The sequence below is a fragment of the Pseudoalteromonas neustonica genome, assembly GCF_001653135.1.
Taxonomy (GTDB): domain Bacteria; phylum Pseudomonadota; class Gammaproteobacteria; order Enterobacterales; family Alteromonadaceae; genus Pseudoalteromonas; species Pseudoalteromonas neustonica.
The window spans coordinates 179,929-193,178 of the sequence record NZ_BDDS01000007.1 but is presented as its reverse complement, the minus strand read 5'-3'; the positions used below and the strand labels follow the sequence as shown (position 1 = coordinate 193,178).

Genomic DNA, 13,250 nt, shown 5'->3' with positions numbered 1-13,250 from the left:
AGGTAAACTCCCGCCTACAAATACACAAAATACCAGTGCTTAAATTTGCCGTAGGCGGGGCTTTATGCCGCGCAAATTAACAAAAAACCAAACTGTGGAGATAACTCCCGCCTACAAATAAACCAAACATCCATTCTTAAATTTGCCGTAGGCTGGGCTTTACGCCGCGCAAATTAACAAAAACACCAAACCGCGCGAGGTAAACTCACACCTACATCGGCTTGAACAGCTTTGATTCTGCTCTTCGATAAACTTTGTTACATATTAGCTACTATCGTTGCGTGTAACTGGTTTATTGTTGTTACGAACAGGTTTAAGATGGGGTCAGAGAATATTCTATCGAAATACTTTATTTATTCGGTTAACTGATTATTCATACAACAACTAACAAACGAGACTCTCATGAAAAAAGTAACTCTTACTGCAGCAAGTATTGCACTTGCTTTGGGACTAATCGGCTGTGGCGATAAACAAGAACAAACAAAAGCCCCAGAAACAGCGGCGGTTAGCGCACCAGTTGAACAATTAAATTCAGGCATTGAATTAGCGAACATGGATAAATCAGTCCGTGCTCAGGATGATTTTTACTACCACGTAAACGGCCAATGGCTAGCAACGACAGAAATCCCAGGTGATAAATCTAACTACGGCTCATTTTCACAGCTATATGACGAATCACAAAAAGCCATGAAAACAGTACTTGAAAAAGCAGCAGCAAGTACAACAGCAAAACCAGGCAGTGATGAGTACAAACTTGGCGCTTTCTTTAAAAGCTACATGGACGAAAATGCGCGTGAAGAACTTAACATTTCACCGCTAATGACACAGCTAAATACGATTGACGCAGTAAAAAACAAGTCTGACCTCGTTACATTAATGGCGCAACTTCGCATGCAAGGCGGCAGCGCTCCATTTGGTTGGTATGTAAATAATGACGCAAAAAATTCAAGCGAATATGCCTTGTATGCTTACCAATCAGGTTTAGGCTTACCTGATCGTGATTATTACTTAAAAGACGATGAAAAATTCACTAAAATCCGCGCGGCTTATAATACCTACGTAACTGAAGTATTAAAGCGTGCTGGTGTACAAAAACCAGAGCTACAAGCAAAAGCTATTGTTGCACTTGAAACCAATATTGCACAAGCGCAGTGGAGTCGTGTAGAGCAGCGTGATGCAACTAAAACATACAATAAAATGAGTGTAGCTGATGCCAGTAAATTAACAGGAAGCTTTGACCTTGTTGAATATTTTAAAGCATCTGGCGTGAATACTACTGATATCATAGTGGGTCAACCAAGTTACTTTGAAAAATTTGCCGATATTTACGCAAAAACCGATGTAACAACATGGCAAAATTACCTTAAGTTTCACTTTGTAAGCAACTATGCAGGCCTACTAAATAAAGACCTTGTTGACTTAAACTTTAACTTTTACAGCACAACATTACGCGGCGTAGAAGAACAAGCCCCACTTTGGAAGCAAGCTGTTGATGCGTCAAATGGTGTGCTAGGTGAAATTTTAGGCAAAGTCTACGTTAAAGAAAACTTCCCGCCTGAAGCTAAAGCGCGTATGGAAGAACTCGTTGATAACGTGATCAAAGGCTATGGCGTAGCAATTGAAAACCTTGAATGGATGAGCCCAGAAACTAAACTTGCTGCAAAAGAAAAGCTCGATAAATTCACACCAAAAATTGGCTACCCTGACAACTGGAAAGACTACTCAGCGCTAAGTATTAATGCTGATGAGCTCGTAGGCAACTATATTCGCCATAGCGAATGGTCATACGCAGATATGATTGCAAAATTAGGTAAACCAGTAGATCGTTCTGAATGGCACATGACACCACAAACCGTTAATGCCTATTACAACCCGGTTAATAATGAAATTGTATTTCCAGCCGCGATTTTACAACCACCATTTTTTAACTTAGACGCTGATGATGCAGTAAATTATGGCGCAATTGGCGCTGTAATTGGCCACGAACTTGGTCATGGCTTTGATGATCAAGGCGCTAAATACGATGGTGACGGCAATTTACGTAACTGGTGGAGTGAGTCAGACCTTAAGCAATTTGGTGAGCGTACAGGTCAGTTAGTCGCACAATATAACGAATATAAGCCATTTGAAGATGCGAACGTTAATGGTGAGCTTACATTAGGCGAAAACATCGGTGATTTAGGCGGCCTAACCGTTGCCCACACTGCGTACCAGCTATCTTTAGGAAATGATAAAGCACCGATTATTGATGGCTACACTGGCGACCAGCGCTTCTTTATGGGTTGGTCACAAATTTGGCGTCGTAAATATCGTGACGAAGAGTTACGTAATCGCCTAATGACAGATTCGCATTCGCCAAGCCATTACCGTGTAATTGGTATTTTATCGAACATGCCTGAATTTTATAAAGCATACGACGTAAAAGAAGGCGATAAAATGTATATCAAACCAGAAGATCGCGTAAAGATCTGGTAATACTGATTACACTGTAAGTTATTTAGCTCGTTAGAGTAGTAATGTTTCAATAGAATTAACATCACCATTCTTGCGATCAAAAAAGCCACCTTAAAATAGGTGGCTTTTTATTGCCCAAACAAAAGTAGTTGTAGGAACAGGCTTTAGCCGTGAAAATGCTTATTTTTGGCTATGATAATTCGTTTAAATACAGTAAAACCATCGGCGCTAAAGCACTCTCCTACGTGTAAGTAACCCGTAGGAACAGGCTTCAGCCGTGAAAATGCTTATTTTTTGGCTATGATAATTCGTTTGAATACAGCGTAAAACCATCGACGCTAAAGCGCTCTCCTACGTGTAAGTAACCCGTAGGCACAGGCTTTAGCCGTGACTGCTTTATAATTTAAAAAACGGTGACATAAGCCATCTTTTTATAAAGCAGCGAGTCTAAAGCTATTTTAAATAGCCTTTAAGTGTTTATTATCTGATTGCACTAAACCTGCAATAAAGCTTGAAAACTCTTCACCAAGGTTTTCATCGCGCATGCTGTACTCAACAATCGCTTTCAAATAACCAAGTTTGTCACCACAATCGTGAGCACGGCCGCTCATATGAAATGCCTCTACGACTTCTTTTTCCATAAGCATATCGATTGCATCGGTTAGCTGTACTTCACCGCCAGCGCCAATAGGTGTTTTAGCCAGTAGCGACCAAATTGTTTTTGATAAAACATAACGACCCACAACAGCTAAGTTTGATGGTGCATCTTCAATACTCGGCTTTTCAACCATCGTTTTAATTTTTGCGCTTTCACCGGCACTAATAGCTACACCACCAATGTCTGCAATGCCATATTTACTTACGTCTTGTTGTGGTACAGGCTCAAGCATGATCTGGCTAGCTGCCGTAGCTTTAAAACGAGCTATCATTGCGGCTAGGTTTTCATTTTTTTGATCTGCCGTATAGGCATCAAGAATTACATCGGGTAAAACCACAACAAAATCATCTTCACCAATAATTGGTTTGGCACATAAGACAGCATGACCTAAACCTTTTGCTTCACCTTGGCGTACATGCAAAATAGTGACATCTGGCGGGCAAATTGAGCGTACTTCATCTAATAACTTACGCTTAACACGCTTTTCTAACGTGGCTTCAAGCTCAAAACTTGTATCAAAATGGTTTTCAATAGCATTTTTTGAACTATGAGTTACTAGCACAATCTCTTTTATTCCTGCAGCAACACATTCATTCACAATATATTGAATAAGAGGTTTATCAACTAGTGGTAACATTTCTTTTGGAATTGCTTTAGTCATAGGTAACATACGCGTACCTAGCCCTGCAACTGGTATAACAGCTTTCATAGTTAGTCCTTTATTGTTTTTCATAAAAATCTTTATACCAATCAATCAAGTTTTTTACACCAAGCTCTAAACCTACACAAGGTTTATAGCCTGTTGCAATATATAAATCTTGGGTATCAGCAAATGTTTTATAAACATCGCCAGCTTGCATTTCGCGAAAATTCTTTTTTGCTTCAATACCCAACTCAGATTCAATTGAGGTAATAAAGTCCATCAAGTTTATAGGGCTACCATGGCCTATATTATATACTTTATACGGCGCTGAGCTAGATGACGGCGAACCTGACTCGACTTTCCAATTTACATCAGCTTTAGGAACAACATCGGAAGCTCTAATAACACCTTCAACAATATCGTCAATATAAGTAAAGTCGCGCCACATATCGCCATTATTATTTATATCAATTGTATCGCCATTAAGAATTTTTTTAGTAAAAATATATGGCGCCATATCAGGACGACCCCAAGGCCCATAAACGGTGAAAAAGCGTAGCCCTGTAGTTGGTAAGTTATATAAGTGTGAATAACTATGTGCCATCAGCTCGTTAGCTTTCTTTGTTGCAGCATAAAACGATACCGGATGATCAACACTATCTGTAGTTTCAAATGGTGTTTTTTCATTCAACCCATATACTGAACTAGAAGAAGCATAAACCAAGTGTTGTACTTTATTATGCCTACACCCTTCTAATACGTTTAAATGTCCAACTAAATTTGAGTCTGCGTAAGCATCAGGATTTTCAATAGAGTAGCGAACTCCTGCTTGTGCGGCTAAATGAATAACTCGATCAAATTTTTCATGTTTGAACAACTCTGTCATTGAGGTACGATCAGCAATATCCATTTTAACAAATGTAAATTCAAAGTCGTTTTCAAATTGCGCTAAACGTGCTAGCTTCAAATTGACATCATAGTAGTCGTTCAGGTTATCAATCCCAACTACTGTATGATTCGCGGCTAACAACTTTTGGCAAGTCGCTGCACCAATAAAACCGGCAGCACCAGTTACTAAATATTTCATTTATATTCCTTTAAATTAATCGCTGCCAAACAAATCACGAGTATAAACCTTATCAGCAACATCTAATAGGTCATCAGCCATACGGTTAGATACAATAACATCAGCAAGTTCTTTAAATTCGTTTAGATCTTTAATCACTCGGGAGTTAAAAAAAGCGTTATCGGCTAAAGCTGGTTCAAAAATAACAACCTCAATTCCCTTAGCTTTTATGCGCTTCATTATTCCTTGAATTGCAGACGCTCTAAAATTATCAGAGCCAGTTTTCATTACCAACCTGAATACACCAACAACTTTAGGATTACGCCTAATAATTGAATCAGCAATAAAGTCTTTACGAGTAGTGTTAGCGTCAACTATTGCACCTATCATATTATTTGGTACATCTTTATAATTCGCGAGTAATTGCTTTGTATCTTTAGGTAAACAGTAACCACCATAGCCAAACGATGGGTTATTATAATGACTACCGATTCGCGGATCTAAACTCACACCTTGAATTATTTGCTTTGCATTTAAACCATGGCTTTCAGCATAACTATCAAGTTCGTTAAAGTAAGCAACTCTCATAGCCAAATAAGTGTTAGAAAAAAGCTTAATAGCCTCAGCTTCAGTTGAATCGGTAAATAAAATATCAATATCTTGCTTTTGCGCACCCTGTGCTAATAAGTTAGCAAAAATTTGTGCTCTCTCACTTTGTTCGCCCACAATAATGCGTGATGGATATAAGTTATCGTGCAGCGCTTTGCCTTCACGTAAAAATTCTGGTGAGAACATAATGTTATCGGTTTCAAATTTGTCCTTCACCGATTGAGTATAACCAACGGGAACTGTTGATTTAATTATCATAGTAGCAGTTGGATTGATTTTCAGAACATCTTGGATGACTGATTCGACTGTATTTGTATTAAAATAGTTAGTCTCGGGGTCGTAATCAGTTGGCGTCGCAATAATCACAAACTTGGCATCAACTAAAGCAGACTCTTTATTTGTTGTTGCTGTGAAATTTAATAGCTTATTTTTTAAAAAATCGCTAATTTCAACATCGACGATCGGCGACTGTTTATTTTTTAAAAGCGCAATTTTATTTTCATCAATATCTAGTGCAACAACCTTGTTATTTTGTGCAAGTAGCATAGCGTTTGACAGGCCAACATAACCCGTACCTACAACTGCAATTTTCATTTAAATATCCTTAAACTTTAATTCTAATTTTTTAAATCTGAGGTGTTAACTGCAAAGGTCGTTAACTTTTTAAATTAACTACCTTTGCAAGTTCATTAGTTGCTGGTAGCTCATGCTTTGCATTCCACACCAAATCACAAATACCGTCTGTTGGATTAAACCCTGTTGGTGCATCTAATAATAACTGACGAATCACTTGGTGATCAAAGTTATGGCAAGCTATGTCGAGTGCCTCTAAAAATACATTTAACTCAGGTAATGGCAGCATTACCTCACTAGCTGTCATTATACGCTCGTGAGTCGTTTGGCCAACATTGTCACCAATCAATAGCTCTTCATATAGCTTTTCACCTGGGCGAAGGCCTGTGCATTGAATTTCAATATCACCATGTGGGTTAGTTTTGTCTTTTACTTCAAAGCCAGATAAACGAATCATCTTACTTGCTAAATCTTTAATTTTAACTGGCTCGCCCATATCAAGCACAAATACGTCACCACCTTTGCCCATAGAGCCGGCTTGTATTACAAGCTGCGCTGCTTCTGGTATTGTCATAAAAAAGCGGGTTATATCTTGATGAGTAAGCGTAATAGGTCCGCCTTCTTTAATTTGCCTACGAAATAGCGGCACAACCGAACCCGACGAGCCAAGTACATTACCAAAACGCACCATGCAAAAACGTGTACGATGACCTTTACCTTTAGTTTGCGCTAAACCTTGTAGCACTAACTCAGCCATTCGCTTAGTCGCGCCCATTACATTTGTTGGACGAACCGCTTTATCCGTCGAAATTAATACAAATGTTTCAACACCCGCATTTGCAGCCGCTTTTGCCGCATAAAATGTACCAAATACATTATTACGCACACCTTCAACTACATTGTGCTCAACCAGTGGAACATGCTTGTAAGCCGCAGCGTGATAAACCGTTTGTACGCCAAATGCCATCATTACTGTTTCAATACGATTAATGCGCTGCACAGAGCCCATTATTGGTATTAGCTCTAAATCAATGCTGTTATTAATAATGTACTCATTTAGCTCTTTTTCTATTGAATATAAGCCAAATTCTGATATTTCAAATAACACTAATTTTTTAGGTTGCTGCCTAACTATTTGCCTACAAAGCTCAGACCCAATAGAACCGCCAGCGCCTGTTACCATTACCACTTTACCGGTAATATTAGCAGCCATTAATTCAGGTTTAGGTGTTACTGGGTCTCGGCCCAATAAATCTTCAATTTCAACATCACGAAACTCTGATAGCTTAGCTTTACCTTCAACCACATCGGCCATACCAGGGATTGATAACACTTTAATAGTTAACGGCTCTAATTGCGCTAACACTTCTTTACGCCTTGCTCGAGTTGCACTTGGTAAGGCCAGTAAAACTTTAGTCGCTTTACCTTTATTAATTAGTTCGTAAATACCTTTAAAGTTAATTACTGGTATACCTTGAATGATTGAACCTTGCTTTGTCTCATCGTCATCAATAAATGCGCGTACATAATATTCAGGCCCAGCACCTAACGCAGTGGCTAATTGTCGCCCTGCAGATCCAGCCCCATAAATAATAATCGACTCTTTATTTGCCGTTGCCATTTTACCAATCATGGCTCGTACCAATACACGCGAACCACCAACTGTTAATAAGCATAACCAAGCAAAAATAAATGGCATAGTGCGCGGGATAGTAATACCAACAAAAAACGACAATAACACCAAGCTAACTGTGGTTATAACGGTGCCTAGTACAATTGCCCATAATGCTTGTGCATTCATGTATCTAAGTACAGCTCGATATAAGCCTAAGTTAATAAATGCAAATAATGCAGTGGGGATTAATAAAGCTAAAAGCAGCCAATTATCAAGATCGCTAAAAGGGGCAAGGCTATCTAAGCGTACAATTAAAGCTAGCCAAAATGCTGCCGCAATAAAGAGCGAGTCTATAAATAACGTGATGACACGCTTTGTACCACGCGATGCATTTAAAATAGATCTGATGTAGCTATCCACAACAAGTTCCCTTTTTCTTGTATTTGATTGATTTAAAAAATAAAGTACACAAAATAGTGCTTTTACTTGTTAAAATTTCATGAATTATAGAGTAGATAGCCTAAATTAGCTAGATCTTAGGAGCTAGGAGCTAGGAGCTAGGAGCTAGGAGCTAGGAGCTAGGAGCTAGGAGCTAGGAGCTAGGAGCTAGGAGCTAGGAGCTAGGAGCTAGGAGCTAGGAGCTAGGAGCTATCAGTACCATAGTTGGACTCTTGCTCTTTCACAAATCCCTTTCTGCGTTTAATTAACGCCGCAATAATCGCTGCAACTTCTTTAGCTTCAGATATTAGCTTTAATCCATGACCTTTTTCTATAAATCCAATTTCAATGCCAATGTAAAGTTGTGTAACTAATTCACCAGCAGAACCTTTAGCGTAATATAAAAATCTAGATTCATCATTAGTGCTCCCTCTTTCAACCGTTATTCGATAAGTCCATTTATCTCACCTCTTCGAGGCCGCGCAAGCGCGTTCAAAATATGCTCCTACAATTTTGTCTGCAATATTTGAAGGAATCGAAACCGCTGAACGCGTTACCTGATCTTTAAAGCCATAATCTTTACAATCTTTAGTAACTTTATATATATTACAAGCTAACCGTGAAGCTCTTTTCCAAACATCCAGTTTTTCAAATTGCATTGAGGCCCCTTCCTTTGAAATATAGATTCTAGTTGCTAGGAGTCTAGGTCCTAGCCTCTTCCCTAGCAACCTTTCACTTACTCGCTAATGCAAACACTTCTTTCATAACTTGGGTTGTTTTTGCTATCTCAGCTTCGGTTAAAGTTGGGTGAACTAAAAACATAATTGACGTTTCACCTAACTCAACAGCATTTGGTAGGCGAGTTTCAGGACGCCACGGGGTGTTATCAAACGCTTTTTCTAAATACACTTCAGAACAACTCCCCTGAAAACAAGGTACGCCGTGCTCTACAATGGTGTTTACTATACGGTCACGATCCCAACCCTCGGCTAAACACTCAGGTTTAATAAACATATAATGTTTATATTCAGCGTGCTCACTATACTCAGGCACTAAAACTAAGCGAATACAGTCAAAATCACCTGCGGCTTGATCTAGCTGCAAACCATACGCTTGGCGTTTGGTTGTCCACTCTGTCATGCGGGTTAATTGAATACGACCAAGTACAGCTTGCATTTCGGTCATGCGCCAGTTAGTACCAAAGCTTTCGTGTAACCATCTAAACCCTGGTGGGTGTTCACGATTATAAATTGCATCAAAACTTTTACCGTGATCTTTATAGCTCCACATAGCGGACCATAGCTCTTTAGAGTTTGTGGTTACCATGCCGCCTTCGCCGCCAGTAGTCATTATTTTATCTTGGCAAAAACTCCACGCGCCAATGTGGCCTATACTGCCCACAGACTTACCTTTATACTTAGCGCCATGCGCTTGTGCACAGTCTTCAATTACATAAAAACCATGTTCTTTGCTGAGCGCCATTATCTCGTCCATTTCAGCAGGCATACCCGCTAAATGTACAACAATAACGGCTTTAGTGTTTGGTGTAAGCACCGCCTTAATTGACTCAACCGTAATTGCTTGGCTGTTTAAGTCAACATCAGCAAACACAGGAGCAGCACCCGCTGTAACAATGCTTGACGCAGATGCTAAAAAAGTACGCGGTGTGGTTATAACTTCATCACCAACCCCAATACCTAACACTTTAAGCGCAATATCAAGTGCTAAAGTCCCGTTACCTAAGGCTATGGCATAGCTACAATCAGCCCATGCAGCAAATTCTTTTTCGAATTCACGGCCTTCAGTACCCGTCCAATAATTTACTTTATTCGACAAAACTACGTGACTTACAGCATCGGCCTCTTCTTGAGTGAAGCTAGGCCAAGGAGAAAAAGGGGTATTTAACATTACTCATTAACCTTTCTATATAATGGGAAGTAACCTGATTCAGGAACTGCGTCAACCTCAGTTAAATTACTTAACTCTTTATACGCATCCATATTCGTAATCATTTTAAAAACAAAAAACTCAATAGATTCTTTCGAAAAACCATACTTAAAATTAAATAGGCTATCTCTACCACCACCTAAACCACCACCTAAATGTAAATATTTGAAACCTAATTCGGTAGCATCTTTTCGTGCTTGATCTATCAACATTCGTGTTGGTGCTAAATCTTTATACTCTTGCAAAGTACCACTGAGATGATATTGAACAATATCATCACAAAATACAAACATGCCTGAACAAACTTTAATCTCATTTAACCATACATTATAAATCCTTACCTCAAAGCCAGTGCTATTCAATAAGTCATCATAATATGCGTCATCAAAGAAGTAATAATCGCCAGCATCCAAACCTTTCATTGTCGCTAGATAAATAGATTTAAAGTCATCAATGCTCTCTTGAGAATTTGACCAGTCAGCTTTAAACCCATCCTTTTCTAATCGCCTTAATAGGTTGCGATAATTTTTCCTATAACGCCTTTTTTGCTCATCCTCATCATTACTCAGATCAACAACCACTGTTTCACCATTAGGGAAACACCCTTTTAATGCATTAGCATCTACTAGCAAAGAGTTAAGGCGTGAAAAAATTGACACAACTGAGTTATTATTAGACCAAACAAGTAAGTGCTCAAGGAACTGTTCAAATAAATTAATTGCATCATCACTTGAAAGCAAAAACCCCGGATAACCATAAACTGATGTCATATCTTTATGTTCGGAGCCTGTAATATCACGAAGCAGTAAAGGCAATGCGATACTCTCATTGGAATCATTAGCTAAAACAAAAAGTATCGGTTTACCTTCATTATTTTTAAATGCCATTTCATGGTAATCCCAACTATGATACCAATCACTTCTATAGTCAGTAAGTTCTTTACACCACTCATCTTTTACTGTTATTACTTTAAATTCATTCATTTTCAAAAAATCTATTAATTAATTGAGCTACCAATCCAACATCTTTTAATGAATAACGTTGATCGATAGGGATTGTAATAATTTGCTCAGATAAAGAAAGACTCTCCTGCGATACACAGCCCTTCTTCTGCGGCCAATGTACAGGACAATAAACTTTATTAGCAATCAAATGGCTTCTCAGCCGAGCTCTTATTTCTGGAGTCGAGCATTTTAATACGGCTCCAAATGGAACTGCAAAGTCGGCAAAATGAAATAGCTCAACATTTTTACGTACGAGGACACTCAAGTTAGCTATAAACAACCGTTGGTTGCTCTTTCGAATATTCATATATTCGATAGGATATCCGCCTAAAATCTTCTTATGGCTATTATCTGAGATAAAGCATGGCTCACTCTCAGCCAAATGCTGTTCACCAGCAGTAAATAGCTCTAAAAAAGTATTTTTATCAACTTCAATCCCTTCAAAATATTCACTTTTTAGCTTCATAGCCTCTAACTTCAAACTTGAGTCAAAAGGCTTCATCGCAACTACAGGGACTTCGCTATGATTAGGAGACCAGAAAATGCAACCATCAGGAATAGGTAATGTTTTGCGCAAAGATGAAAAAGCAAAATCAGCATTACTGCTTTTTGCCCATTCAGACATTGGCGAGTGTGAATGGTCTTCAATGAGTAAAATATCATTATCACTCTTAAAGCGCTTCCATAAATCTCCCTTGTCACAGCCAAAAAAATTAACAGCAAGAACCGCCGCATTATTAGGTACGCTACTAAAGTCGACTTTTATTTGATTATCTGCAAAAAAGACACGGTACGCTTTGGTCTTTATTCCATGAGCTTTCCAGAACTCGATTACATCCCAACAAAAATAATCAGGATAATAAAGCACACGCTCTGCAAGTAGGTTCTTTAATAAAAGAACAGGTGAACGACCACTTGCCAAAAATAATGCTTCTGAAGGCCAACTATCAAGACTACATAAGCTACCTGATACCGCATTAAAGTCACTGCCAATTTCCCATAACTTACTTTCCATTATTTTGCTCTTGCCTATACGTATGAAAATCGATGTTAGTACTCTCTCCACGTACAACGACATCTGACTTAGCAAAAACTTTATAAACAGTTAAAAAGGCAATTTTTATATCAAAAACCAAACCAATACGCTCAACATACTCTACATCAAGCTTAAACTTATCTTCCCAAGATATACTGTTTCGACCATTAACCTGAGCCCAACCACTAATCCCAGGTTTAATTTCATGCCTACGATTTTCATTTTTATTATAATACGGCCCATAGATTATCGGTAAAGGGCGAGGACCAATAAAGCTCATTTCGCCCCTCAGTATATTTATTAATTGTGGCAACTCATCTATACTTAACTTTCTAAATAGCTCCCCAAATCGCAGCATACGCTCATGATCTGTTAATTCTTTACCGCTTTTATCATGTGTTCTTACTTTCATACTTCTGAGTTTAAAAACTCTAAACTCTTTAGAATCTTTGCCTATGCGTTTTTGCTTAAATAAAACAGGTCCGCTAGGGTCTTCTAATTTAATAAAAATAAAGGAAATAAAAATTAGTGGGAATAAAAGAATTAAAAGGATAGCCGCAACAATAAAGTCTAAAAAGGGCTTAAAAATAATACGATACATAGTTACGTCCTTAACTACACTTTTTTAAAGAAAGCTGTTTAAAATCATCTTTTGTAATGCCAATCATAACAAGGTTATTATAGACTCCATTTTTATATACAGCTGATTTTTTAATCCCTTCAACGCTCCATCCACATGCTTTAGTATATAAGCCTATTGATGAATCATTATATTCCAAAATAGTTGACTCTAGCCTATTCAAATTTAGAGTATTAAATGCATATTCCATAATAGCTATTACAGTATCTTTTGCGTACCCACAGCCTCTAAATTCTTTTGCAAACTTAACACCATGAACTGCAGTTCTATTTATAGGATCAATTTGAACTAGATTAGCAAAGCCTACAGCAACCCCCTCTTTATTCTCTACAATTAGACGAATATCTGTATGCGAGTTGCCTATATTATCAATCCACTTTTCTTGCTGAATTGTAGATATCGGAACAGAGCTACCAACAACCCAATACTCCAGCTCAGGGGAGTTAACGAGTTCCAATAAGAAATCAGCATCGGTTCTTTCGATCGAGCGAAGAGTTACTAATTCACCAAACACATTCATAAAATATAATCCATCCCTAAATACCCTCTGATACTCATACAAGTAGA

General features: G+C 38.3%; 10 protein-coding genes and 1 pseudogene. 1 reads left to right on the top strand and 10 read right to left on the bottom strand.

The features are described from left to right. Window positions 1-402: 402 nt before the first annotated feature. Window positions 403-2,475 carry a M13 family metallopeptidase gene (locus A7967_RS12515; protein ID WP_064435742.1) on the top strand — a complete coding sequence of 691 codons (2,073 nt, stop codon included), beginning with the start codon at window positions 403-405 and terminating at the stop codon, window positions 2,473-2,475. A 437-nt stretch (window positions 2,476-2,912) separates the two neighbouring features. On the opposite strand, the gene galU is transcribed toward A7967_RS12515, so the two are convergent. The 10 genes and pseudogenes from galU to A7967_RS12465 form a co-directional block, all read right to left on the bottom strand. Next, a complete protein-coding gene (gene galU, locus A7967_RS12510; protein ID WP_064435748.1) occupies window positions 2,913-3,821 on the bottom strand; it encodes a UTP--glucose-1-phosphate uridylyltransferase GalU in 909 nt (302 codons plus the stop codon). Between the two features lie 10 nt (window positions 3,822-3,831). Further along, window positions 3,832-4,842, bottom strand: a complete 1,011-nt coding sequence (locus A7967_RS12505) for an NAD-dependent epimerase (RefSeq protein ID WP_064435741.1) — start codon at window positions 4,840-4,842, stop codon at window positions 3,832-3,834. Window positions 4,843-4,857: 15 nt separating this feature from the next. Continuing rightward, window positions 4,858-6,024, bottom strand: coding sequence for a nucleotide sugar dehydrogenase (locus A7967_RS12500; RefSeq protein WP_064435740.1), 1,167 nt, complete (start codon window positions 6,022-6,024; stop codon window positions 4,858-4,860). 61 nt (window positions 6,025-6,085) lie between these two features. After that, window positions 6,086-8,038, bottom strand: a complete 1,953-nt coding sequence (locus tag A7967_RS12495) for a nucleoside-diphosphate sugar epimerase/dehydratase (protein ID WP_064435739.1) — start codon at window positions 8,036-8,038, stop codon at window positions 6,086-6,088. A gap of 221 nt (window positions 8,039-8,259) precedes the next feature. After that, window positions 8,260-8,715: pseudogene (locus A7967_RS12490) on the bottom strand (four helix bundle protein). A 73-nt stretch (window positions 8,716-8,788) separates the two neighbouring features. Then, a complete protein-coding gene (locus tag A7967_RS12485) occupies window positions 8,789-9,964 on the bottom strand; it encodes a DegT/DnrJ/EryC1/StrS family aminotransferase (protein ID WP_064435738.1) in 1,176 nt (391 codons plus the stop codon). Next, window positions 9,964-10,986, bottom strand: a complete 1,023-nt coding sequence (locus A7967_RS12480; RefSeq protein WP_054452764.1) for a GNAT family N-acetyltransferase — start codon at window positions 10,984-10,986, stop codon at window positions 9,964-9,966. The genes A7967_RS12485 and A7967_RS12480 overlap by 1 nt, the downstream gene beginning before the upstream one ends. After that, window positions 10,979-12,022: a hypothetical protein gene (locus A7967_RS12475; RefSeq protein ID WP_064435737.1), complete on the bottom strand. Its 1,044-nt coding sequence runs from the start codon at window positions 12,020-12,022 to the stop codon at window positions 10,979-10,981. The genes A7967_RS12480 and A7967_RS12475 overlap by 8 nt, the downstream gene beginning before the upstream one ends. After that, window positions 12,012-12,644, bottom strand: coding sequence for a sugar transferase (locus tag A7967_RS12470; RefSeq protein ID WP_064435736.1), 633 nt, complete (start codon window positions 12,642-12,644; stop codon window positions 12,012-12,014). Before A7967_RS12470 ends, A7967_RS12475 begins: the two co-directional genes overlap by 11 nt. Before the next feature lie 10 nt (window positions 12,645-12,654). Next, entirely contained in the window at window positions 12,655-13,203 is a 549-nt protein-coding gene (locus tag A7967_RS12465; RefSeq protein ID WP_064435735.1) for a GNAT family N-acetyltransferase, read from the bottom strand. Between the last annotated feature and the right edge of the window lie 47 nt (window positions 13,204-13,250).